Here is a 22,950-nt window from a genome sequence, read left to right on the forward strand (position 1 = left end):
ATCGCTCACACCTCGTCTCGGGCCAGTGGGCAGGACATGCAGCGCGGACCGCCACGGCCGGAGCCCAGCTCCGACCCCTGGATGGTGAGTACCTCGACCCCCGCGTCGGTCAGCCGCGAGTTGGTCATCTCGTTGCGTTCGTAGGCGACGACAACGCCCGGCGCGAGGGCCAGCGTGTTGTTGCCATCATCCCACTGTTCGCGTTCGGCGGTCGGCCCGTCGCGGCCGGTGTCGATCACCCGCAGGCGCGCGATGCCCATGGCGGCGGCCGCGGCGGGCAGGAACGGTTCGGGTCCGGTGATGCTGATCCGGTCCAGGTCGCTGCGCCCGGAGAAGCCATCCTCGCGGCGGATCGTGAAGGCCTGCAGGGACTCCCGCACGCCCGGATACATCACCACCGCGTCGGTGTCGACCATCGTGCACACGGTGTCCAGGTGCATGGTCGCGCGGTTCTGCGCGATCGGCACCACCAGCACAGTGTGGGCGAGATCGTCGTCGAAGAGACTGCGCGCCAACGCTTCCGCGCCGGCGGGCGTGGTCCGCTCGCCGACGCCGACCGCCACCACACCCGGCGTGAGCAGCAGCACGTCGCCGCCCTCGATCGGCGCGGTGTGCGATTCGTAGGCCCGGCGCACGCCGAGAAAACGCGGGTGGAAGGCGTAGACGAGATCGGTGATCGAGGTCTCGCGGTGCCGGGCGGGTAGAGCGAGGGAGGTGATCGCGACCTTCGGCCCGACCCAGAACGAGGAATCCCTGGTGAACAGCAGGTTGGGCAGCGGGTCGATGACGAAATCGGCGCCGTGGTGCATCCGGCGCACCAGCGAGGTGGTGTCGGGGCCGAAGGGCAGTTCGTCGAAGGTCATCCCGGCCATCAGGATGTCGGCGAGCTCGCGCGCCTCGAATTTGCGCAGTTCGGCGGCGAGCTGGTCGGCCAGTCCGTGCCCGAGCCTGCGGGCATCGACGGCGGCCGAGATACCCTGGATTCTGGCCGCGCCGCTCACCTCGAGCGTTTCGGCCAGCAACTCGGACAGCAGCAGCACTTCCACGCCGCGTTCGCGCAGCAGGGCGGCGAAGGCATCGTGCTCGGCTTGGGCGCGTTCCACCCACGGGATGCCGTCGAAGAGCAGTTGATCGTTGTTGCTCGGGGTGAGCCTGCGCAGTTCGTCGCCGGGCCGGTGCAGCAGCACCGTCCGGAGCGTGCCGACCTCGGAGGTGACGGCCAGGCGCGAGTCGGGGGCGGTTCCCATGCGGAAACCGTAATCCGAGGAGCCCGCGTCGGCACGGAAGACCCGCAGACCTGGCCAGGGGAGAGTCCAGCCGTTTTCGTACACGACACGAAAACCTCAAGTATTGTTGAGGGCGAAAACGGGAGGAGCGCAGATGACGACGGCCGATTGGCAAACGAAGGAGCTGACCCCCGGGCAGCTATCCGAGCGTAGTGGAGTTGCAGTGTCCGCGTTGCACTTCTACGAACGCGAAGGTCTCATATCGAGTCGTCGAACCAGCGGCAATCAACGTCGCTACGCTCGCGAAACACTGCGCCGGGTCGCCTTCATCAGGATCTCGCAGCGGGTGGGGATCCCGCTCAGTGAGATCCGCTCGGCGCTGGACCGGCTTCCGGAAGGACGCACGCCTACCCGCCGCGACTGGGAGACTCTCTCGACCACCTGGCGGGAGGATCTCGACGACCGCATCGTCCAGCTCACCCGGCTGCGCGACAACCTCACCGGCTGCATCGGCTGCGGCTGCCTGTCGCTGGGCTCGTGCAAGCTCGTCAACGAGCACGACCGGCTCGGTGCCGAAGGCCCCGGCGCGCGTGTGCTCGATGTCCAGCTGAACTGCCCGCCGCGGACCGGCTGCGTCTAGTCCGGCGGCGCGCAGACGCGCGGTGCGGCATCATCGCGGTATGACCTCTCTGGATGCGAAAGCGAAGACTCTGCTCGAACTGCACCGGCCGGGAGACCCGGTGGTGCTACCGACCGTGTGGGACGCGTGGTCGGCGAATATCGCTGTGGCCGCGGGTTTTTCGGCCTTGACCATGGGTAGTCACCCGGTTGCCGACTCGGTCGGGCGTAGCGACGGCGAGGGGATGACCTACGACGAGCTGCTCGCGCGGGTCACCCAGGTGACCGGGGCGGTGGACGTGCCGGTGTCGGTCGACATCGAATCGGGCTACGGGCTCGAGCCGGCGCGGCTCATCGATGGCCTGCTCGCGGCGGGTGCGGTCGGGCTCAATATCGAGGACACCGTGCACAGCGAGGGCAAGCGGCTGCGCACTCCCGAGGAGCACGCCGAGCTCGTGCGCGGGCTGCGCGCGGCCGCCGACGCGGCGGGGGTGCACGTGGTCGTCAACGCGCGCACGGATCTGTTCCTGCGCCAGGACGGGGACGAGGCCGACCGCGTCGACCGCGCCATCGCCCGGCTGACACTGGCCGCCGAGGCGGGCGCCGACGTGCTGTACCCGGTGGGCATGCATGCCGACGACGTGGCGCGCAGGCTCACGAGCGAACTGCCCTTGCCGGTCAACGCGATCGGGCAGCCGGGGACTCCGGCCAAGGACCACTTCGCCGAACTCGGCGTCGCCCGGATCAGCTTCGGTCCGTTCCTGCAGGCCGCGCTGGGCGCCGAAGCGAGCAAGCTACTCGCCGCCTGGACCTGAGATGCGGTGTGGCGCACGGTGAGATGCCGTGCGCCACACCGGCCTACTCCTTGGGCTCGACGTAGCGCGGGAACACCGGCTCCGGCGCGGGCAGGTCGATACCGGCGACGAGGGGAGTGGCGATATCGGCGAAGGTGCGCCCCTCCTGGCCGAGCAGGTCCAGGATCTTGGCGGCCGAACCCGGCATCACCGGCTGCACCAGGATCGCGACGATGCGGACCACCTCGAGGGTGACGTAGAGGACCGTGGCCATCCTGGCCAGGTCTTCCTCGGTGCCCGACTTGCGCAGCGCCCACGGCGCGTTGGCGGAGAAGTAGCGGTTGGTCTCGCCCAGGGTCAGCCAGATGGCCTCCAGCGCCAGGTGCATCTGCTGGACGTCGTACTCGGCGCGGCACTTGTCCAGCAGGGCGTTGGCGCGGTCGAGCAGGGCGCGGTCGTCCTCGGTGAACTCACCGGGGGCTGGCGCCTTCGCGTCGCAGTTCTTGTTGACCATGGTCAGGCTGCGCTGCACCAGGTTGCCGAACTCGTTGGCCAGGTCGCTGTTGATCCGGCCTGCGATGGCGTCGTTGCTGTAGCTGCCGTCCTGGCCGTAGGAGATCTCCCGGAGCAGGAAGAAACGCACCTGGTCCAGGCCGTAGGTGGACACCAGCGCGAGCGGGTCGACGACATTGCCCGTCGACTTCGACATCTTCTCGCCCTTGTTGTACAGGAACCCGTGCACGAACACGCGATCCGGCAGCTCGATGCCCGCCGACATCAGGAACGCGGGCCAGTACACCGTGTGGAAGCGGGTGATGTCCTTGCCGATGATGTGCAGGTTCGCGGGCCAGAACTTCTGGAACCCGGCGGAATCGGTGTTCGGAAAGCCGACGCCCGTCAGGTAATTGGTGAGCGCGTCGACCCACACGTACATCACGTGATCGGGATGACCGGGGACCGGGACACCCCAGTCGAAGGTGGTGCGCGAGATCGACAGATCCTTCAGCCCGGCCTTGACGTAGCTGACGATCTCGTTGCGCCGGGTCGAGGGCGCGATGAACTCGGGCCGCTCTTCGTAGAGCGCCAGCAGCTTGTCCTGGTACTCCGAGAGCTTGAAGAAGTAGTTCGACTCCTCGGTCCAGGTGACCGGGGTCTGGGTCTCGGTCGAGACGCGGGTGCCGTCGTCGAGGAGGGTGGTCTCCTCCTCGGTGTAGAAGGCCTCGTCGCGCACCGAGTACCAGCCCGAGTAGTTGCCCAGGTAGATGTCGCCGTTGGCGAGCATGCGTTCCCAGATGGCGACGCTGGCGGCCTTGTGGTCCTCGTCGGTGGTGCGGATGAAGCGGTCGAAGGAGATGTCGAGCGCCTTGTCCATCGCCTCGAAGACGTCGGAGTTGCGGGCCGCGAGTTCCTGCACCGGGATACCCTCGGTGGCCGCGGTCTGCTGCATCTTCTGACCGTGCTCGTCGGTGCCGGTCATGAAGAACACGTCATAGCCGTCGAGTCGCTTGAACCGGGCGATCGCGTCGGTCGAGATGTACTCGTACGCGTGCCCGATATGCGGCGCACCGTTCGGGTACGCGATGGCGGTGGTGACGTAGAAGGCGGGCGCCTCGGCGCCTTCAGATGCGCTCATGATGCGAACTACTGTAATCCGCGTGCCAAACACGAATCGTCCGGCTCCGCCTGTTCCGCCCCCGCTCGCGCCGCTGATCGATGCGCATACCCACCTCGATGCCTGCGGTGCGACCGATGCCGAGTCGACCGCGGTGATCTTGGACAGGGCGGCCTCGGCCGGTGTCGGGCACGTGGTGACGGTCGCCGACGACCTCGCCGCGGCGCAGTGGGCGGTCGAGGCGGCGAACTGGGATCCGCGGGTCTACGCCGCCGTCGCGCTGCACCCCACGCGGGCCAACGCACTGGACGACAAGGCCAAGGCCGAGCTGGAACGCCTGGCCACCGACCCGCGGGTGGTCGCGGTCGGCGAGACCGGCCTCGACTACTACTGGCCCGGCAAACTCGACGGCTGCGCCGACATCGAGACCCAGATCGAGGGCTTCCGCTGGCACATCGACCTGGCCAAACGCGTCCGCAAGCCGCTGATGATCCACAACCGCGAGGCCGACCACGACCTGCTCACGGTGCTGCTCGACGAGGGCGCGCCGGACACCGTGATCTTCCACTGCTTCTCCTCCGACGCGACCATGGCGCAGGCCTGCGTGGCGGAGGGCTATGTGCTCAGCTTCTCCGGCACGGTCAGTTTCAAGAACGCGCACGAACTTCGCGAGGCCGCCCAGCTGGTGCCCGACGACCAGATCCTGGTCGAGACCGACGCGCCGTATCTGACGCCGCACCCGTATCGCGGTGCGCCGAACGAGTCGTACTGCCTGCCGTACACCGTGCGCGCGCTGGCCGAAGTCCGCGAGCAGGACCCGGCGGAGCTCGCCGAGATCACCACCGCGAACGCGCGACGGCTGTATCGCATCCGCTAGTCCGTTTCGTCTGATCGGCAGGGGGCTGGACGTCAAACGTGATTCGGCTCACTTTCTGGCGCCCAGGTCGTTATCTACCAGCGATGTCTATACCGAATCGTGATCTGCGATCCCGCTGATCGGGCGCTTCGGTGTTGTCTGGGGCAAACCTAGTCGTTATCGTTCTGTAACCATGTCGGCTTTTGCGCGGATCAACTCGTCACGCTCGCCGCTGCTGTACGCGGCGGTGGCGGCTTTGCTGCTGACTCTGCTGGTCGGCGCCGCGCTGGCGATCACGAACCACAAGACGGTCGCACTCGTTGTCGACGGTGAGCGGATCGAGCACAGCACCATGTCCCGTGATGTGCGCGCCATCCTGGCCGGCGCGGGCTACGAGCTCTCCGAGCACGACGCGGTGAGCCCCGCCGCCGGCGCCAAGGTCGGCGACGGCGCGACCATCACCCTCAACCGCGGTCGCGAGATCACGATCACCGTCGACGGCGCCGAGCGCAAGGTGTGGACCACCGGAATCACCGCGGGCGACGCGCTCGCCCAGATGCAGATCCCGTCCGACACCCACGTCGTGCCGACCCGCACCGAGAAGCTGCCGCTGGCCGGCGCCGCGCTCAGCGTCTACACCCCGCGCACCATCACGCTGCTCGACGGTGGCGCTGCCCCGGTGGACGTGCGGCTCGCGGCGCCGACGGTCGGCGAATTCCTCACCGCGGCCGGCATTCCGCTGAAGGATCAGGACTTCGCCGAGCCCGCCGCGACCACCCCGCTGACCGGCGACATGCAGGTCACCGTCACCCGGCAGCGGATCGAGCAGCGCACCGAGACGCTGCCGCTCGATCCCGTCGAGCTGGTGATCGAGGACGTCACCATGAACATGAGCCGCACCGTGGTCGAGAACCCGGGCGTGCCGGGCCTGCACGAGGCGACCTTCGCGGTCACCATGACCAACGGCGTCGAATCCGGTCGTGTGCAGACCACTTCCAATGTCATCACCCCGGCCCAGCCCAAGACCATCCGCAAGGGCGCCAAGCCCGGTACCGAGGTGCCCCCGGTCCGCGACGGTGCGATCTGGGACGCGCTGGCCCGCTGCGAGTCGACCGGCAACTGGGCGATCAACACCGGCAACGGGTACTACGGCGGCATCCAGTTCGACCAGAGCACCTGGGAACGACAGGGCGGGTTGAAGTACGCGCCGCGTGCGGATCTGGCTACCCGCGAAGAGCAGATCGCCATCGCCGAAGTGACCCGCGCCCGTCAGGGGTGGGGCGCCTGGCCCGCGTGCACGGGTCGCCTCGGTCTGAGCTGACCGGGTCTGCGGATCCAGCGTTCGGCAGGACGGCCGCGAACCGGTCGGACCCTCCGCGAGGTCGGGTCGTGCGGGGCTGGGAGTGCGGTTATGGCGGACTCGAGTTGTGGCGCGGGGCCGGGAATTCGGTAGGTCGCGACTTCAGGGTGCGCTCGGCGGGTCGGGTTGACTGGATGGCGGTGCAAGGTACCGTCCACTCGGTTTCGCTGGGGCCGCTGTGCTCGTGCGGTTTCGGCTCGTCGACGAGTCGAGGGTGGTTGTGATGGGTGGGGTTTTGGCCTGGCGGCGGGCGGCTGCTGTGGCAGTGCTGTCGACAGGTGTGGGAGTGTGCGCGCCGATGACGCCGGCGAACGCGAACCCGCCGGGGACGGTGATCGCTCCCGCCGCGGCGGAACCGGGCAGCGTGCTCGCCACCGAATCGCGACCCGTCGGCTGGCACGGCATGGACCGTGGCTCGGTGATCGAGTACACGACCACCGATTCGGCGGGCGCCGAGCGTCCGGCCAGCGGCGCGCTGTTCCTGCCCGAGGGCCAGGCGCCTGCCACCGGCTGGCCGGTCATCGCCTACGACCACGGCACCCTGGGTTCGGGTCCGGGCTGCGGCGGCCAGGCCGATCCCGAACTCGCGCCGCTGCCGGTCAATCGGGCTGCCGAGAACCAGCTGATCGCGCGCCTGGGCGACCAGGGCTACGCCGTCGTCGCCCCGGACTACCTGGGCCTCGGCCGCTTCGAGACCGGCCCGCACCCGTACCTCGAGGTCCGCAGCGAGGCGACCGCCACCATCGACCTCGTGCGCGCCGCCAGGGCGGCCAACCCCGACCTCTCGCGCACCTGGACCGCCGTCGGCGCCTCGCAGGGCGGGCACGCCGCGCTGAGCACGGCGCACGTGCAGCAGAGTTACGCGCCCGAGCTCGACTTCCGCGGCATCGTCGCCGTCGACCCCGCCTCCGATGTGGAGAAGGTGCTGCCGCTGCTCGGCCCCGCCTTCCCGGAGGTCGAGGGCACCGCGGGTCTGACCGGCTTCACCGTGAGCATCCTGGCCGGCCTGCGCGCTACCCATCCCGAGGCCGAGGTCGACTCCTACCTCACCCCGAAGGGCAAGCAGATCCTCGATGCCGCGGGTGGGCAGTGCGTCGACGCGATCGTCGCGAACGTCAAGGGGCTCGGGTTCGGTGACCTGTTCGCCCGTTCGCTGTCGGACGGTCCGCTGCGGACCGCGCTGACCGAGTACATGACCGTGCCGACCAGCGGATACGACGCGCCGATCCTGTTGCTGATCAACGCGACCGACACGATCGTGCCGTCGCCGCTGCACGCCGCGCTGGTCGCGCAGTTCGCGGCGGGCGGTGTCGACTTCCAGGCGGTGACCGGATTCGGTCAGCACACCGTGCTCAGCCGGCAGATGTGGGACGCGCTCGACGGGTTCGTCGCGCGGGTCAACACCGCGCCGCCGCGCCGCTGACAGTCGAATAACCAAGGGGCGCAACGAATTTGGGTGACTCCTCGATGTGCCAGGCCGAACCGCCGCCGATCTGTACACTCGTCCAGGAACTGTCGCCTGGTGGAGAGCTGGATCCGTTGCCGAAGACCCCGATACGCGCCGCGATCGTCGCGGCTGTCACCGTGAGCGCGCTGCTCGCCGCAGGTTTCGCCCCCGCGGCGGCACAAGCGCCGGGCGCGATCATCTCGGTGCAGCCCGAACCCGACGGCTGGCACGGGATGGCGCGCGGGTCGGTCGTCGAGTACTGGATGACCGACTCGGCGGGCACCCTGCGCCCGGCCAGCGGCGCGCTGTTCCTGCCCGAGGGCGACGCGCCCGCCACCGGCTGGCCGATCCTCGCCTACGACCACGGCACCTCGGGCTCGGGTCCCGGCTGCGGCGGCCAGGCCGACCCCGAACTGGCGCCGCTGCCCCTGCAGCGCGGCGCCGAGGACGCGTTCATCAAGCGGTTCGTCGACCAGGGCTACGCCGTCGTCGCCCCCGACTATCTCGGCCTCGGCCGTTTCGAGACCGGCCCGCATCCGTACCTGGAGGTGCGCAGCGAGGCCACCGCCACCGTCGATCTGGTTCGTGCCGCCCGCGCCGCCGATCCCGACCTGTCGCGGACCTGGAGCGTGCTCGGCATCTCGCAGGGCGGGCACGCGGCGCTGAGCACCGCGCACGTGCAGCAGAGCTACGCGCCCGAGCTGGACTTCCGCGGGACCGTCGCCGTCGACGCTGCCTCCGATGTGGAGAAGGTGCTGCCGTTCATCGGTCCCGAGCTGCCGGAGATCTCGGTGCTGTCCTCGGCCACGTCGTTCGTTGTCAGCATCCTGGCCGGGCTGCGCGCCACCCATCCCGAGGCCGACGTGGACTCCTATCTGACACCGCTGGGCCGCTCGCTGATCGACGCGGCGGGCGACCGGTGCCTGGACGAGATCATCGCCTCGACGAAAGGCCTGTGGGCGCGTGATCTGCTGGCGCGCCCGCTCGCTGGGCTGCGCGACGTGCTCGCCGCCTACATGACCCTGCCGACCAGCGGATATGACGCGCCGGTCCTGCTCACCATGAACGTCGCCGACACGATCGTGCCGTCTCCACTGCACGCGGCGCTGGTCGCGCAGTTCGCGGCCAATGGCGTCGACCAGCAGGTGGTCCCCGGAAACGGCAGGCACGGGTCGATCTCGCCGGAGCAGCGCGCGGCGATCGACGCCTTCCTCGACCGTGTCCATGCCGCCCCGCCGCAGCGCTGAGCTGCTCGATCGGCCGGGTTGGTAGGTTCTAGCGGTGCCCGAACCAGAGATTCCCGCGCGCGGTAGCGCCGCACTGCTCGGTCCCGCCGAGGTGCGGACGCTGGCCGAGCGTTTCGGCGTCCGGCCGACCAAGCAGCTCGGGCAGAACTTCGTGCACGACGGCAATACCGTGCGCCGCATCGTCGCCGCGGCAGGTGTCGGAGCCCAGGACACCGTGCTCGAAGTCGGGCCGGGTCTCGGCTCGCTGACCCTGGCGCTGCTCGATGTGGTCGACCGGGTGGTCGCGGTCGAGATCGACCCGGTGCTGGCCAACTATCTGCCGGAGACCGTCGCCGATCGCGCCCCCAGCCTGGCCGACCGCCTGCAGGTGGTCGAGGCCGACGCCCTGCGGGTGCGCCCCGACCAGCTGCCCGCCGCGCCGACGGCGCTGGTGGCGAACCTGCCGTACAACGTGGCGGTCCCGGTGCTGTTGCACCTGCTCGCCGTGCTGCCGAGCATCACGGTGTCGCTGGTGATGGTGCAGGCGGAGGTGGCCGACCGGCTCGCGGCCGAACCGGGTAGCCGGGTGTACGGCGTGCCGAGCGTCAAGGCGGGTTTCTTCGGCACGGTGCGCCGGGCGGGCGCGGTGGGCACGCAGGTGTTCTGGCCGGTGCCGCGCGTCGAGTCGGGCCTGGTCCGCATCGATCGCTACGCCGAGCCGCCGTGGCCGATGGACGAGGCGCATCGCCGTCGCGTGTTCGAGGTGATCGATGCCGCGTTCGCGCAACGCCGAAAGACGTTGCGCGCGGCCCTGTCCGGCTGGGCGGGCTCGCCGGCGGAGGCTGAGCGCAGGCTGGTGGCGGCGGGTATCGATCCGACCGCGCGGGGCGAGACGCTGGATACGGCGGCTTTCGTCCGCTTGGCCGCGCAGAGCTGAATCGCTGGTTCCTCCACGAGAACCCGCAGTACACCGGCTGTTCATCGGCCCTCGGCATCACGGCCTGTGAAAGCAATTGTGGACAACAGGTTTTCGCCGGTGCCGGAGTTGATCATGGTCTGTGGGCCGCGTACCCGGTAGCGGGTGAATATCCACGCTGTTGCGCCAGGTGGCACAGATGTGGATGACGCTGTGGATGATTCGCGGCGTCCCGAGCAGTGGATGAACCGCTGGTTAACGCATGCGGTTTTCGGGCGCCTCGCGTCCGAGGGGCGAGACGGAACGCCGAAGGCGCAGTACCGTCCGTCGGACGCGAGGTCGCGAGGCCGAAAACACGCGGCGCCGGCCGCCTAGGACGCAGCCAGTTCGTAGCCCGCCTCGTCGACGGCGGCCGCGATATCGGTCTCGGACAGCTCGTTCGCGCTGTCGACACGGACGAGGCCGCTCGCGAGGTCGACGTCGACGCTGGTGACACCGTCGATCTTGCCGATCTCCTGCTTGACCGAACTCACGCAGTGTCCGCAGGTCATCCCCGTGACGGTGTAGGTGGTGGTGGCCATGGCCGACTCCTTCGCTGTTCGATCATACGGTCCTGGGGTATGTCCCCGACAGGAACGAACATACCCCCCATGGGTACCTTGCGCAACCCTGTCTCGCGCCCGTGTGCGCGGGATCGCGTTGCGGGTCGGGATTCGGCATGCGTACTCGTCGGTGTAACCGGTTACGCTTGGTGATCGTGCTGTCAGTTGTGCCCAGCCCGGTCGTCGTGCGCGCGCCTTCGAAGGTGAACCTGCATCTCGGAGTCGGTGATCTGCGTCCGGACGGTTATCACGATCTGACCACTGTCTTCCAGGCGCTGTCGCTGTCCGACGAGCTCGAACTCGCCCCGTCGGCCTCGCTGGCCGTGCGGGTCAGCGGTGAGAGCGCCGCCGAGGTGCCCACCGACCGGACCAACCTGGTCTGGAAGGCCGCGGTGCGGCTGGCGCATCTGGCCGGGCGCGCGCCCCTGGTGGAGATCGCGATCGCCAAGGGTATTCCGGTGGCGGGCGGCATGGCGGGCGGCAGCGCCGACGCGGCCGCGACGCTGGTCGGCCTGAACGAGCTGTGGGACCTCGGCCTCGGCCGCGACGAGCTCTCCGCGGTGGCGGCCGAGCTCGGCAGCGATGTGCCGTTCGCCCTGCACGGTGGCACCGCACTCGGCACCGGCCGCGGCGAACGGCTGCTCCCGGTGTTGTCACGCAGCACGTTTCACTGGGTGCTCGCACTCGCCAAGGACGGCCTGTCCACCCCGTCGGTGTTCCGTGAACTCGACCGGCTGCGCGCCGAGGGCGATCCGCCGCGCCTGGGTGACCCGCAGAAACTCATGCAGGCGCTGGCCGCGGGCGATCCGCAGACGCTCGCGCCGCTGCTCGGCAACGACCTGCAAGCCGCGGCGCTGTCGCTGAAGCCCGAACTGCGGCGCACGCTGCGGGCCGGTGTCGGCGCGGGCGCGCTCGCGGGGTTGGTGTCGGGGTCAGGGCCTACCTGCGCGTTCCTGTGTGACACCGAGGAGGCGGCGATCGCGGTAGCGGCGGAGCTGGCGGGTGCGGGCGTGTGCCGCAGTGTGCGCACCGCGAGCGGCCCGGTGCCCGGCGCGCGCGTGCTCGACACCGAGGCCCACGGCAAGCGCTGACCACCGGTCGCCGAGTCAGTCGGCGCGCGGCCGGCGCAGACAGGTGACGTCGCCGATTCGGCGACGGGATGAGCTGATGATGTCGGCGAGCCGGTCGATCTGGTCCGCGTCGTTGTCGGTGTGACCGCAGACCCCGGCGCCGAGCGCGGATGCCACCTCGTCCGTAGCGCAAGGCGGAGCGGGCCGGACCGGCGACGACCGGGGCAAGTAGGCTCGGACGGCCGGATAGTCACGCGGAAGGCGGGCGAGCAACACCTATGTCCAACCTGATCAACCTCGAGCAGGTCTCCAAGAGCTTCGGTGTCAAGCCGCTGCTGGATGACGTATCCCTCGGCATTCACGCGGGAGAGCGGATCGGGGTGGTCGGTCTCAACGGTGGCGGCAAGACCACACTGCTCGAGGTGCTGACCGGGCTGGAGGCCCCCGACAGCGGCCGGGTGAGCCGCGTCGGTGGGCTGCGGATGGCCGTGGTCACCCAGCGTGGCGTGCTGCCCGACGGCGCCACCATCGGCTCCATCGTGCTCGCGGGCCTGTCCGACGACCTGTCGACCGCCGACATCGCCGAACACGAGTGGGCCGCCGACGCCCGCATCCGCTCGGTGCTCGACGGCATCGGCATCGCAGACCTCGGCCTGGACACCCCGGTCACCAACCTCTCCGGCGGCGAACGCCGTCGCGTCGCGCTGGCCGCCGCGCTGGTGCGCGACCTCGACCTGCTCGTCCTCGACGAGCCGACCAACCACCTCGACATCGAGGGTGTGCAGTGGCTGGCGCGGCACCTGGTGGATCGGCGCACCGCGCTCGTCGTCGTCACCCACGATCGCTGGTTCCTCGACACCGTCGCCACCCGCACCTGGGAGGTCGTCGGCGGCAAGGTCGAGACCTACGAGGGCGGCTACGGCGACTGGATCTTCGCCCGCGCCGAACGCGCCCGTCAGGCCGACGCCACCGAGTCCCGCCGCCAGAACCTGGCCCGCAAGGAACTGGCCTGGCTGCGCCGCGGCGCCAAGGCACGCACCTCCAAGCCGCGCTACCGCGTGGAGGCCGCCGAGGCGCTGATCGCCGACGTGCCGCCGCCGCGCGATTCGGTGTCGCTGGCCGCCTTCGCGCGCAAGCGGCTCGGCCGCGTGGTGATCGAACTCGAGGACGCCACCCTCGCCACCCCCGACGGCCGCGAACTGGTCGGCGACCTGACCTGGCGGCTCGCGCCGGGCGAGCGGGTCGGTCTGGTCGGCGTCAACGGCTCGGGCAAGACCACCCTGCTGCGCGCGCTCGCCGGTGACGTCGAACCCGCCACGGGCAAGCGCATCCAGGGCCAGACCGTGCAGATCGGCTGGCTGCGCCAGGAACTCGACGACCTGCCCACCGATATGCGGGTGCTCGAGGCGGTCCAGCAGATCGCTCAGCGAATCATGCTCGGCGACAAGGAGATCTCGGCGGGCCAGCTGGCCGAACGGCTCGGGTTCACCCCCGCCCGCCAGCGCACCCCGGTCGGCGACCTCTCCGGTGGTGAACGCCGCCGCCTGCAGCTGACCCGCATCCTGATGGCCGAACCGAACGTCCTGCTGCTCGACGAGCCGACCAACGACCTCGACATCGACACCCTGCAGCAGCTCGAAGACCTGCTCGACAACTGGGCTGGCACGCTCGTGGTCATCAGCCACGACCGCTACCTGGTCGAGCGCATCTGCGATTCCACCTGGGCCCTGTTCGGCGACGGCAAGCTCACCAACCTGCCCGGCGGCATCGACCAGTACCTCACCAAGCGCGCCACCCTGGCCACCGCCGCCAAGCCGGTCACCGCGAAACCGGCCGCAGCGACCACGGATTCGGCCGACCGCCGCGCCGCCCGCAAGGAACTGTCCCGCTTGGAACGCACCATCGCCAAGCTCGACGAGCGCGAACAGAAACTCCACGTCGCCCTCGCCGACGCCGCCACCGACCCGGACAAGCTGGTGAAACTCGGCGGCGAACTCAAAGAGGTCGTCGCGGAGAAGGAAGCGGCCGAGGAACGCTGGATGGAACTCGCCGAGCTGGCGGAGAACTAGGGCCGGGCATGCGCTGAGCATTCACCGAACGCTCAGACCGTTTCGACCGATCGGCGGGAAAGTGAACGTTCAGCGCGGTACTAGGTCGCGGTCTCTCGGCCGTCGCTGATGACTACGGGCAGGCAGGTCTGGACGAAGTCGGCGCCGAACTCGGTGAGCAGGATGCTGCGGTAGCTCACCTTGGTGCCGAACCCGCGCTTCATGGCGTCGCGGACCTGTTCCTGCGCCTCGATGAGCTGATAGCGGCTGGGGTTGCCGACCGGTTCGCGGGTGAACTCGATGAGTCCGAGCCTGCGCAGGTTGGACAGGTACTGCGGGACCCGGTTCGGGAACCGCAGGCCGGCGTGCTCGCCGATCAGGGTCAGGCCGCTGATCAGGCGTTCTCCGCCGAACGCGCGCTGACGGCCGGTGCGCACGTCGAGCGCTGGCTGCGGACCGTCGACGTGCATGAACCGCAGGATCCGTGCCTCGTCCGGGGTGATCTCGGCGAGGATGCCGGGATAGGCCGGGTGTGTATCCGGCTGGGACGCTTGGGTACTGGCGGACAGGCGCAGCAGTTTGGCGCCCTGTTCGCGCAGGGTCGGCGTGCCGGGGTCGCTGTCGTATTCGCCGCCGGTCGGCAGGCCGAGCGCGTGCCGGAGCCGGTCGCGCACTTCGCCTTCGGCCTCGGCGAGGACTTCCTTGGGCGGGTTACCGGCGATGCTGCCGCGCAGGACGGTGACGGTCACCCCGAGCGCGGTGTCGAGGGTCCACAGCGTCATGCCCGAGGCCGCGGTGAGCGCGACCCGCGCGACACCGGTCGCGGCACGCACTGTACGCACCGGCGAGACGGGCAGCACGCCGCGTCTGTCGCCGGTGGTTTCGATCGGCGGTACCGGCCGTCGCACCAGCTCGGTGGACGGGGTCCCGTCGTCTACATCCATGTCGTCGCTACTCCTGTTCCGAAGACCAGGATGTGAGCGTATCCGGCGAGCAGCCCCAGCGCGCCGCCATGGACAAAAAGCAACCATTCGTCCTGTTTGATGGCCGAACGCAGCATGTCCACGAAGTCGTGCGGGGAAAGTGCGGACATTTGCCGGGCGATGTATTCGTTGACCTGCCTGCCCTGTTGGACATTGAACGCGGGATCGGCGAAGGCCATCGGCGCGATCGTCATGGCCTCGGCGGTGATCGTGGACTGCAGCGAATCGTATTCGCGGCTGCCGAGCATGAATTTCACCGCGGGCCTCGCCGGGCCGAGCGCGCGATCGGCGGCCGGGCGCAGGGTGTCCTCGAGCATCTGCAGGGTGCGGTCCGAGCGCGGGCCGTTGAGCAGTTCGTCGCCGATGTTGGCGACGGTGACGACCTCGGTGGAGACGAGTTCGGCGTAGCCCGCGGTGATCTCGGGCTGACGCTTGATCAGCAGGCCCTGCCGCCACGGGCACCACCACTTGGGCAGCGCGGGCGCGAAGATCATGTTGATGCCGACCCAGTTCACCACCCAGCCGATGATGATGCCGCCGATCGGCAGCACGATCAGCGGCGAGAGGCCGGTGGTGTGCAGCGCGAGGACGAGCAGCAGGCCGCAGGGCGCGCCGAAGTAGAAGCCGAAGTTCTGCATGAACCGCAGTTCCTTGGCGCCGAGTACCTGGAACAACTGGTTGAGCAGTTGCGGGCGGGCCTGGAAGTAGCGGATGACCATCTGCTTCACGTCGAGCAGCTGATCGATGTTGGTGCCGAGCTCGATGGTGAGTTCGCGCAGGATCTCCGGCAGCTGCGAGCGCACCCGTTGATGCACCATCTCGCGCACCTGGGTGGGCAGGTTGTACCAGAGCTGGGGGTGCTCGCGACGCAGGATCACCTCGACGATGTCGCTGATCTGCGCGTCGGCGACATCGGCCAGATGTTCGGCCAGCTTCTCCGGATCGAGCTCACGGTAGAAGTCGGAGACGCTGCCCAGTTTGGACAGCCCCTTGTCGACGGCGATGCTGGCCATCTTGTCGGCGCGCGAGGGCACGATGCCCTGCCAGCCGATCCGGCCGTCATAGCTGAGCAGCGGCAACACCTGGATCCGCTTGGGCAGGTACGGGAAGACGGCGCGCAGGCCCGGCAGCTTGACGCCATAGAACTTGATCGGCTGGAACAGCATCAAAATGCCGGTCCAGTTGGTGATGTAACCGATGATTCCTGTGAAAAGAGGAATGGTCACAATCTCGAGCAGGAGTGTCGGGTGTAACCCGAACACACTCTCCAACAACGACACCCTCCTGCCGTAATCCGGTGACCACCTCCTTCACCGGCAACCAAAATTAGCACCCCCATGGCGAGGTGACCCTACTGTGAGTTGCGGAACTGGGTCCATTCGTCGTGCGCCAGGCCACAGGGTAGTGTCTGAGACATCAGTCACAGAACCTGTCCCGAATGCCGTACTCGCCCTGGCGAGTCGGAACAATGAGCACCACCACAGTTGGTGACAGGCCACAATCGGCGCGTTCAGGGGGCGCGTTGCGTATGCACTGTGCCTGAGGCGTGGTCGGGCAATAATCTGTGAGCGAGAAGTTCACATGGCGAGACTTCGGAGTAGGACGTGACAGACGACAGGACCGGACAGGACCTGGCCCGTGCCGGTACCCGCGCCGTCGAGCGCAGCTCGGATGTCGAGCAGCGACAGATCAGCAACGAAGCCCGGTTGATCCGGGGCGTGTTCCGCGCCGCGGGTCTGGCCGCGGGCACCGCGGTGCGCGGCAGCCAGTGGGCCGTCGGCACCACCTACGAGGTGACCAAGGAACTGGCCCAGGCGGCTCTGGACGGCGAGTCCTCGGCCGATATCGCGGAGCGCACCGGAAACGCGCTGCGCTCCATCGCCCGCAGTGCGCTCGGCGTCACCGAGGGGTCGGTGCGCGAGATCGTCAGCTATGTGCCGACGCCCAACGGGTCGACCCAGCAGGCCATCACCGTCGGCCCATACCTGCGCTCGGCCAGCACCGAGGACCTGCGCCGCCGCGGCGACGCGCTGCTGGCCCGCTCGGCCGACGTGTATTTCACCGAGGACGTGCACCCGGCCTACGACCGCATCCTCGACGAGATCGCGCCCGACGAGGCCCGCATCCTGCGGTTCATGGCGCTCAACGGTCCGCAGCCCTCGGTCGACGTGCGTACCAACCGGCCGCTCGGCATCGGCTCGGAGCTGGTCCAGGGCGACCTGACCTCGGTGCCGGAGCAGGCAGGCGTGCGCTACCCGGACCGGGCCCGCTCCTACCTGATCAACCTCAACCGCCTCGGCCTGACGTTCACCTCCGACGACCCGGTGGTGCTGAGCCGCTACATGGTGCTCGAGGTGCAGCCGGTGGTCGAGGAAGCGCTCAAGAAGGCGGGCCGCGCGCCCAAGATCGTGCGCAAGAGCCTGCGCCTGTCGGAGTTCGGCGAGGACTTCTGCCGTACCTGCTTCACCATCGGGTAGCTGAGACAGCGCGGGGCTCCGGCGCCGGAGGTCACGCTCCGGTGTCGGCAGTGATAGCGATCTGATACAGATCGCGCACTACACGCGTTTCAGTGGGATCGTGGAGACATGGAGCAGGGGTCCGGATCACCGAACGACGTGCGGGTCGACGATCCTGTCGCGCCCGCATGGGTGCGGCCGGGTCCGTTGCTACCCGGAGGCGACGAACCGCTGGTCGCCGGGCCGGAGACGGGGGAGGACCGGATGGCCGAGGAGTTGCCCGAGGATGCGTCCGACGAGCAGCCGGAACCGGTCGTGCGGCCGCCGGATCATCCCGACGACCTCATCGCGCTCAGCAGGCTCAAGTTCCGCTACCTGCGCGCGCTGGACACCAAGTCGTGGGACGAGTTCGCCGACACGCTGATCCCCGAGGCGACCGCGACCTACAGCGAATACCTGCAGTTCGAATCGCGTGAGGCCTTCCTGGCCTTCCTGCGCAACACCCTCGGACCGCATGTCATCACCGAGCACCGCTGCGATCATCCGGAGATCGATGTCGTCGGCGACACCGCGACCGGCACCTGGTACCTCGCGGACACGGTGATCATCCCCGAGCACAACATGTGTCTGCGCGGCGCGGCCTTCTACACCGACCGCTACGTCCGCTGCGAGGACGGCCACTGGCGCATCTCGCATACCGGCTACGAGCGCACCTATGAGGTGGTGCTCTCGCTCAGCGATCTGCCCAGCCTGCGCCTGACCGCGAGCCGCTGGGGAATGATCGCGCAGGAGAACCACATCTCCTCGGTGGAACGCAACCCCGGACCGGCCGCTTAGGGCCGACTCAGACAGTTGACCAGTTAGTCCGCGGTCGCGACGAGCGGTTCCAGCGTGAGCTTCGGGTGTTCCTTCTCGATGTACTGCAGCCGCCACTTGTCGCTGAACAGGGCCAGGATCGCGCCGTCGGTGCGGGTGAACACCTCGACACCGCGCTGACGATCCAGTTCCGGCGCCGATTCGGCGTCGGTGCGCCGGGCCAGGGTGAAGGGCAGGAAATCCAGCTGGGTTTCCACGTTGAACTCCGCCTGCATGCGGGCGGTGACCACCTCGAACTGCATCGGGCCCACCGCCGCGAGCACCGGCGACTGGTCGCCGCGGGCGTCGTTGCGCAACACCTGGACCACGCCCTCGGAGTCGAGCTGGTCGATGGCCTTGCGGAACTGCTTGTACTTGCCCGCGCTCTGCGCGCGCAGCGTCGCGAAATGCTCGGGGGCGAAGCTCGGGATCGGCGGGAACTCCACCTTCTTGTCCACGAACAGGGTGTGACCCGGCGCGAGCGCGGTCGCGTTCACCAGGCCGACCACGTCACCGGGGTAGGCGGTGTCGACGGTGGTGCGCTCGCGGCCGAACACCGTCAGCGCGTATTTGGTGGCGAACGGGCGACCGGTCTGCGCGTGCGTCACGACCATGCCGCGCTCGAACTCGCCCGACACGATCCGCATGAACGCCAGCCGGTCCCGGTGCGCGGTGTCCATACCCGCCTGCACCTTGAACACCACCGCGCTGAACGGATCACCGGTCTCGCGGTCCTTGCCCGCGACGTCGGCCCGCGCGCCCGGTGCGGGCGCCAGCGCGACCAGAGTCTCCAGCAGCTGGCGCACACCGAAGTTCAGCATCGCCGAGGCGTAGATCACCGGCGAGGTCTGCCCGGCCAGGAACAGCTCCTGGTCGTGATCCTGCCCGGTGGCCGAGAGCAGCTCGCTCTCCTCGGCCGCGGTCGTCCACGCCTCGCCCTCGCGCGCCTCGGCTTCGGCGGACGTCAGCGATTCCTCCGGTGCGATGGTCGCGCCACCGGCGGTGCGGGTGAAGTGGATGTACTCGCTCGCTTCGCCCTCGGGACCGCGGCGCAGCAGGCCGCGGAAGTCACCGGCGATGCCGACCGGCAGGAACAGCGGGGTGGGGGTGAGGCCGATCCGTTCGCTGATCTCGTCGAGCAGCTCCAGCGGCGCCTGGCCGGGGCGGTCCCACTTGTTGATGACGGTGATGACCGGGATACCGCGGTGGCGGCAGACCTGGAACAGCTTCAGCGTCTGCGGCTCGAGGCCCTTGGCGGCGTCGATCAGCATGACCGCGGCGTCGACCGCGGTGAGCACGCGGTAGGTGTCCTCGGAGAAGTCGGAGTGGCCCGGGGTGTCGACCAGGTTGATGACATTGTCGACATCGGACCCGGCGACGCGGTAGTTGAACTGCAGCGCGGTCGAGCTCACCGAGATGCCGCGCGCCTTCTCCATCTCCATCCAGTCCGACACGGTCGACTTGCGGCCTGCCTTACCGTGGATCGCGCCCGCCTCGGAGATCATCCTGGCGTGCAGCGCCAGCGCCTCGGTCAGTGTCGACTTACCCGCGTCGGGGTGCGAGATCACGGCGAACGTACGGCGGCGCGCGACCTCGGCGGGTAGTCCGCGCGGGGTGGGGGCGGCGCTATCTCCGGACTCGGTCAACGCAGAACCTTTCGCAGTGGTCGGCAACTTATAAAGCCTAAAGGTCGCCGGTCCGGCGAGGTCGACGGGGTGTTCTGCCGAAGTGACCCGGTTTTTCCGGGCTATGTGGATGCGGTATGGTTGTCGGGTTGTCTCGGCGAGGGTGAGTTGCCCCTGGTGGTGGTGCTCACCGTGATCGACGCGGCTCGGCCTTCCCGGTCGTCCTCGTTCGTTCTTCGTCCGACGAGTAGACGTTGACCCCTCAGATGGGTCGCCACAATGACCAGCCCGGAAGAGCCGTAGGAGCGCATTCAGTCATGTCCGACGTGAACCAGATCGAAGCCGCCGTCCGCACCGAATTCGGTAAGGGCGCCGCTCGCCGTACCCGTCGCGACGGCAACGTGCCCGCCGTGCTGTACGGCCACCAGGCCGAGCCGCAGCACCTGAACCTCAACGCCAAGGCCTTCGCCGCCATCCTGCGTGAGCACGGCACCAACGCCATCCTGAACCTCGTCGTCGACGGCAAGCAGCAGCTCGCGATGACCAAGTCGGTCGTGGTCCACCCGATCCGCCGCTACATCGAGCACGCCGACCTGCTGATCGTCAAGCGTGGCGAGCGCGTCACCACCGACGTCAACGTCGTCGTCACCGGCGATGCCGCCTCGGGCACCCTGATCACCCAGGAAGCCACCACCCTGTCCATCGAGGCCGACGCGCTGAAGCTGCCCGAGTCGATCGAGATCTCGGTCGAGGGCATCGAGGCGGGCACCCAGATCCTGGCCGGCTCCATCGAGCTGCCCGCCGGCGTCACCCTGGCCGGTGACCCGGAGGCGCTGATCGTCAACGTGATCGCCGCGCCGTCCGCCGCGCAGGTCGAGGGCGAAGGCGAAGGCGTTACCGCCGAGGAGCCGGCCGCGGAGGCCGAGACCGAGTCCGAGTAAGACTCCCGCACCACGGTTCGGCCGATGACCGAATCTTCCGGGCCCGCGCTCGTGGTCGGTCTGGGTAACCCCGGCCCCGAATACGAGCGCACCCGCCACAACGTGGGCTTCCTGGTCGCCGATGTGCTCGCCGAGCGCGTCGGCGGCCGTTTTGCCGTGCACAAGAAGTCCGGCGCCGACCTGCTGCAGGCGCGGCTGGACGGGCGCCAGATCCTGATCGCGAAGCCGCGCACCTACATGAACCTGTCCGGCAGGCCGGTGGCCGCGCTGGCGAAGTTCTTCTCGGTGCCCGTCGACCAGGTGATCGTCGTGCACGACGAGCTGGACCTGCCGTTCGGCACGATCCGGCTCAAGCAGGGCGGCGGCGAGGGCGGCCACAACGGCCTGCGGTCGATCTCGCAGGCGCTGACCACCAAGGAGTACCTGCGCACCAGGATCGGCATCGGCCGTCCGCCGGGGCGCCAGGATCCCGCCGACTATGTGCTCAAGCCGTTCGCGGCGCCGGAGCGCAAAGAGGTTCCGGTGATCGTCGAGCAGGCCGCCGACGCGGTCGAGCTGCTGCTGAAGGTCGGTTTGGAAACGGCCCAGAACTCACTGCATTGAGTTGAACTCCCGGCGCGCCCAGGCGAATTCGCCAGGGCGCGCCGAGTGCGTTTCAGCGCAGGTGGACCGCGGTGGCCGCGCGCCGGAGCTTGCCCGACGACGTCTTCGGCAGGGCGCCGGGGCCGAGGACCGCGACCGTGCGCGGGCGGGCGCCGACCTCGGCGAACACCTCGTGGACGATCTCGCGCTCCATCCGCTTCACCTCGTCGGGTTCCTGGAAGTCGTTGGATTCCACCACTACCGCGAAACTTTCGCGCTTCTCGCCCGCGTCCAGGCGCACCGCCACCGCATTGCCGGGACGCACGCCGGGCACGCGCAGCGCGGCCCGCTCGATATCGGTCGGGTAGATGTTGCGGCCGCCCATGATGATGACGTCCTTCATCCGCCCGCACACCACGATCAGGCCCGCGTCGGTGAAGTAGCCGATGTCGCCGGTGTCGAGCCAGCCCTCGTCGTCCTGGGCGGGCCGGAACCCGTCGACGGTCACGTAGCCCGAAGTCACCGCGGGACCGCGCAATTCGATGATGCCGACCGTGCGGACCGGAAGCGACTGCCGTTCGGTGTCGACGACCCTGCCCTCCAGATCGTCGACGAGGTGGCCGAGCGTCGGCAGCCTGCGCGGAGTGCCGTGGTGGCCGGTCTCGGCGACCGGCACCGCCTTGCCGACGGCTTCGAGCAGATCCGCGTCGATGATGTCGAGCACCATGCCGTGGCCGCAGTCGGGCACCGATACGGCCAGCGTGGTCTCGGCCATGCCGTACACGGGGGTCAGCGCCATCGGGTTGAGCCCGAAGTGCTTGCCCGCCTCCGCGAGCGCGATCATCGTGTCCGGGTCGACCGGTTCGGCGCCGTTCCACATGTAGCGCACGCTGGACAGGTCCATCGATCCCGGCTCGGCCTGCCGCAGGCGCCTGGCCAGCAGCGAGTAGGCGAAATTCGGTGCGGCGGTGACGGTTCCGCGGTACTTGTCGATCAGCTCCGCCCACAGCAGCGGCCTCGCCAGGAAGTCCAGCGGGGTCACGCAGACCACCTCGGCACCGAATTGCATGGGCACGCTGAGGAATCCGACCATGCCCATGTCATGGAACAGCGGCAGCCAGCTGATCATGACGTCGTCGTCGAGCTGGAACTTCACGCGATTGAACATCGCGTGCGCGTTGACGTTGAAGTTGCCGTGGGTGATGCGCACGGCCTTGGGCGACCCGGTCGACCCGGAGGTCAACTGCTGCAAGGCGATATCGGATTCGGTGGTCGGCACCGGATCCGTATCGGGGCCGGTGTGCAGGTCCTCGATCTTGACAACGGTGATCCCGCGTTCGAGCAGCACGGGTTCGGCGGCGGCGAACGGCGCGCCGAGCACGACGGCCTTGGCCTCGATCATGCCGAGGACGGTTTCGGTATCGCGTACCCAGACCGCGAGATCGGTGCGCGGTGTCGGCTGATGCAGCATCGTGATGGATGCGCCGCGCATCCAGATGGCCTGGCAGACCGGCGCGATGTCGACGGGCAGCCCGGCGAGCACGCCGACGGCGTCGCCGTGCTCGATCCCGGCGGCCGCGAGACCACCCGCCATCCGCCGCGCCTGGCGATGAATTTCCCCCCAGGTCTGCCGCAGCGGCGCCTCCGGTTCCCCGGTGACCAGCCCCCGTGGGCTGGTCAGCGCTGTGGCAAACATTTCGTCGGTGAACCTGCTCAACGTCGGACTCCCTTTA

General features: G+C 68.9%; 21 protein-coding genes. 13 read left to right on the forward strand and 8 right to left on the reverse strand.

Features of this window, described 5'->3' with window-relative positions; genetic code table 11:
- Nucleotides 1-5 precede the first annotated feature (5 nt).
- The gene (gene arcA / locus ACWF9G_RS11295) at nt 6-1,247 is read right to left on the reverse strand and encodes an arginine deiminase (RefSeq protein WP_379304757.1); all 1,242 of its coding nucleotides are present in this window, start codon (nt 1,245-1,247) and stop codon (nt 6-8) included.
- A 133-nt stretch (nt 1,248-1,380) separates the two neighbouring features.
- Between arcA and soxR the strand changes: the two genes are divergently transcribed.
- Nucleotides 1,381-1,866 carry a redox-sensitive transcriptional activator SoxR gene (gene soxR, locus ACWF9G_RS11300; protein ID WP_379082948.1) on the forward strand — a complete coding sequence of 162 codons (486 nt, stop codon included), beginning with the start codon at nt 1,381-1,383 and terminating at the stop codon, nt 1,864-1,866.
- Nucleotides 1,867-1,906: 40 nt separating this feature from the next.
- A complete protein-coding gene (locus ACWF9G_RS11305) occupies nt 1,907-2,659 on the forward strand; it encodes an isocitrate lyase/PEP mutase family protein (protein ID WP_379304760.1) in 753 nt (250 codons plus the stop codon).
- Between the two features lie 43 nt (nt 2,660-2,702).
- Here the strand turns inward: ACWF9G_RS11305 and metG are convergent, their stop codons facing one another.
- Nucleotides 2,703-4,271 carry a methionine--tRNA ligase gene (metG, locus tag ACWF9G_RS11310; protein ID WP_452514962.1) on the reverse strand — a complete coding sequence of 523 codons (1,569 nt, stop codon included), beginning with the start codon at nt 4,269-4,271 and terminating at the stop codon, nt 2,703-2,705.
- A 1-nt stretch (nt 4,272) separates the two neighbouring features.
- On the opposite strand from metG, the gene ACWF9G_RS11315 reads away from it, so the two are divergent.
- From ACWF9G_RS11315 to rsmA, 5 genes are all read left to right on the forward strand, one after another.
- Nucleotides 4,273-5,127 (forward strand): TatD family hydrolase, encoded by an 855-nt coding sequence (locus ACWF9G_RS11315; RefSeq protein ID WP_452515060.1) that lies wholly within the window; start codon nt 4,273-4,275, stop codon nt 5,125-5,127.
- 172 nt (nt 5,128-5,299) lie between these two features.
- Nucleotides 5,300-6,427, forward strand: coding sequence for a transglycosylase family protein (locus ACWF9G_RS11320; protein ID WP_452514964.1), 1,128 nt, complete (start codon nt 5,300-5,302; stop codon nt 6,425-6,427).
- Nucleotides 6,428-6,764: 337 nt separating this feature from the next.
- The gene (locus ACWF9G_RS11325; RefSeq protein ID WP_452514966.1) at nt 6,765-7,889 is read left to right on the forward strand and encodes a lipase family protein; all 1,125 of its coding nucleotides are present in this window, start codon (nt 6,765-6,767) and stop codon (nt 7,887-7,889) included.
- Nucleotides 7,890-8,005: 116 nt separating this feature from the next.
- Entirely contained in the window at nt 8,006-9,160 is a 1,155-nt protein-coding gene (locus ACWF9G_RS11330) for a lipase family protein (protein WP_452514968.1), read from the forward strand.
- A gap of 34 nt (nt 9,161-9,194) precedes the next feature.
- On the forward strand, nt 9,195-10,076 hold the full coding sequence (rsmA, locus tag ACWF9G_RS11335; protein ID WP_379304770.1) for a 16S rRNA (adenine(1518)-N(6)/adenine(1519)-N(6))-dimethyltransferase RsmA: 882 nt from the start codon (nt 9,195-9,197) through the stop codon (nt 10,074-10,076).
- A gap of 350 nt (nt 10,077-10,426) precedes the next feature.
- Here rsmA and ACWF9G_RS11340 read toward each other — a convergent pair whose 3' ends face one another.
- On the reverse strand, nt 10,427-10,636 hold the full coding sequence (locus ACWF9G_RS11340) for a heavy-metal-associated domain-containing protein (RefSeq protein WP_452514970.1): 210 nt from the start codon (nt 10,634-10,636) through the stop codon (nt 10,427-10,429).
- A gap of 176 nt (nt 10,637-10,812) precedes the next feature.
- Here ACWF9G_RS11340 and ACWF9G_RS11345 point away from each other — a divergent pair, with 176 nt between their 5' ends.
- Nucleotides 10,813-11,748: a 4-(cytidine 5'-diphospho)-2-C-methyl-D-erythritol kinase gene (locus tag ACWF9G_RS11345; RefSeq protein ID WP_379304774.1), complete on the forward strand. Its 936-nt coding sequence runs from the start codon at nt 10,813-10,815 to the stop codon at nt 11,746-11,748.
- 15 nt (nt 11,749-11,763) lie between these two features.
- On the opposite strand, the gene ACWF9G_RS11350 is transcribed toward ACWF9G_RS11345, so the two are convergent.
- Nucleotides 11,764-11,904: a hypothetical protein gene (locus ACWF9G_RS11350; protein WP_379304776.1), complete on the reverse strand. Its 141-nt coding sequence runs from the start codon at nt 11,902-11,904 to the stop codon at nt 11,764-11,766.
- A 101-nt stretch (nt 11,905-12,005) separates the two neighbouring features.
- Between ACWF9G_RS11350 and ACWF9G_RS11355 the strand changes: the two genes are divergently transcribed.
- Nucleotides 12,006-13,796: an ABC-F family ATP-binding cassette domain-containing protein gene (locus ACWF9G_RS11355; RefSeq protein WP_379304778.1), complete on the forward strand. Its 1,791-nt coding sequence runs from the start codon at nt 12,006-12,008 to the stop codon at nt 13,794-13,796.
- An 80-nt stretch (nt 13,797-13,876) separates the two neighbouring features.
- Here ACWF9G_RS11355 and ACWF9G_RS11360 read toward each other — a convergent pair whose 3' ends face one another.
- Both ACWF9G_RS11360 and ACWF9G_RS11365 read right to left on the reverse strand, forming a co-directional pair.
- Entirely contained in the window at nt 13,877-14,719 is an 843-nt protein-coding gene (locus ACWF9G_RS11360) for an Abi-alpha family protein (RefSeq protein WP_452514973.1), read from the reverse strand.
- Entirely contained in the window at nt 14,710-15,984 is a 1,275-nt protein-coding gene (locus ACWF9G_RS11365; RefSeq protein ID WP_379304782.1) for a hypothetical protein, read from the reverse strand. The genes ACWF9G_RS11360 and ACWF9G_RS11365 overlap by 10 nt, the downstream gene beginning before the upstream one ends.
- 378 nt (nt 15,985-16,362) lie before the next feature.
- On the opposite strand from ACWF9G_RS11365, the gene ACWF9G_RS11370 reads away from it, so the two are divergent.
- On the forward strand, nt 16,363-17,235 hold the full coding sequence (locus ACWF9G_RS11370) for an Abi-alpha family protein (RefSeq protein WP_229739660.1): 873 nt from the start codon (nt 16,363-16,365) through the stop codon (nt 17,233-17,235).
- A 294-nt stretch (nt 17,236-17,529) separates the two neighbouring features.
- Nucleotides 17,530-18,051, forward strand: a complete 522-nt coding sequence (locus tag ACWF9G_RS11375; RefSeq protein WP_379304960.1) for a nuclear transport factor 2 family protein — start codon at nt 17,530-17,532, stop codon at nt 18,049-18,051.
- Between the two features lie 23 nt (nt 18,052-18,074).
- Here ACWF9G_RS11375 and ACWF9G_RS11380 read toward each other — a convergent pair whose 3' ends face one another.
- Nucleotides 18,075-19,715 (reverse strand): peptide chain release factor 3, encoded by a 1,641-nt coding sequence (locus ACWF9G_RS11380; RefSeq protein ID WP_379304784.1) that lies wholly within the window; start codon nt 19,713-19,715, stop codon nt 18,075-18,077.
- Between the two features lie 296 nt (nt 19,716-20,011).
- On the opposite strand from ACWF9G_RS11380, the gene ACWF9G_RS11385 reads away from it, so the two are divergent.
- Both ACWF9G_RS11385 and pth read left to right on the forward strand, forming a co-directional pair.
- The gene (locus tag ACWF9G_RS11385; protein ID WP_379304786.1) at nt 20,012-20,635 is read left to right on the forward strand and encodes a 50S ribosomal protein L25/general stress protein Ctc; all 624 of its coding nucleotides are present in this window, start codon (nt 20,012-20,014) and stop codon (nt 20,633-20,635) included.
- 24 nt (nt 20,636-20,659) lie between these two features.
- Nucleotides 20,660-21,238 carry an aminoacyl-tRNA hydrolase gene (pth, locus tag ACWF9G_RS11390; protein ID WP_189026004.1) on the forward strand — a complete coding sequence of 193 codons (579 nt, stop codon included), beginning with the start codon at nt 20,660-20,662 and terminating at the stop codon, nt 21,236-21,238.
- A gap of 52 nt (nt 21,239-21,290) precedes the next feature.
- Here the strand turns inward: pth and ACWF9G_RS11395 are convergent, their stop codons facing one another.
- Complete coding sequence (locus ACWF9G_RS11395; RefSeq protein WP_379304790.1) at nt 21,291-22,934, reverse strand: fatty acyl-AMP ligase; 1,644 nt, start codon at nt 22,932-22,934, stop codon at nt 21,291-21,293.
- Between the last annotated feature and the right edge of the window lie 16 nt (nt 22,935-22,950).

It is taken from the genome of Nocardia sp. NPDC055029 (assembly GCF_053608525.1).

What these genes read in the sequence shown, in the direction of transcription:
- ACWF9G_RS11340 (WP_452514970.1), bottom strand. Translation starts at nt 10,636, where the DNA reads ATGGCCACCACCACCTACACCGTCACGGGGATGACCTGCGGACACTGC.
- soxR (WP_379082948.1), top strand. Translation starts at nt 1,381, where the DNA reads ATGACGACGGCCGATTGGCAAACGAAGGAGCTGACCCCCGGGCAGCTA.
- ACWF9G_RS11325 (WP_452514966.1), top strand. Translation starts at nt 6,765, where the DNA reads ATGACGCCGGCGAACGCGAACCCGCCGGGGACGGTGATCGCTCCCGCC.
- ACWF9G_RS11355 (WP_379304778.1), top strand. Translation starts at nt 12,006, where the DNA reads ATGTCCAACCTGATCAACCTCGAGCAGGTCTCCAAGAGCTTCGGTGTC.
- ACWF9G_RS11315 (WP_452515060.1), top strand. Translation starts at nt 4,273, where the DNA reads ATGCGAACTACTGTAATCCGCGTGCCAAACACGAATCGTCCGGCTCCG.
- ACWF9G_RS11305 (WP_379304760.1), top strand. Translation starts at nt 1,907, where the DNA reads ATGACCTCTCTGGATGCGAAAGCGAAGACTCTGCTCGAACTGCACCGG.
- ACWF9G_RS11385 (WP_379304786.1), top strand. Translation starts at nt 20,012, where the DNA reads ATGTCCGACGTGAACCAGATCGAAGCCGCCGTCCGCACCGAATTCGGT.
- ACWF9G_RS11320 (WP_452514964.1), top strand. Translation starts at nt 5,300, where the DNA reads ATGTCGGCTTTTGCGCGGATCAACTCGTCACGCTCGCCGCTGCTGTAC.
- arcA (WP_379304757.1), bottom strand. Translation starts at nt 1,247, where the DNA reads ATGGGAACCGCCCCCGACTCGCGCCTGGCCGTCACCTCCGAGGTCGGC.
- ACWF9G_RS11360 (WP_452514973.1), bottom strand. Translation starts at nt 14,719, where the DNA reads ATGGATGTAGACGACGGGACCCCGTCCACCGAGCTGGTGCGACGGCCG.
- metG (WP_452514962.1), bottom strand. Translation starts at nt 4,271, where the DNA reads ATGAGCGCATCTGAAGGCGCCGAGGCGCCCGCCTTCTACGTCACCACC.
- pth (WP_189026004.1), top strand. Translation starts at nt 20,660, where the DNA reads ATGACCGAATCTTCCGGGCCCGCGCTCGTGGTCGGTCTGGGTAACCCC.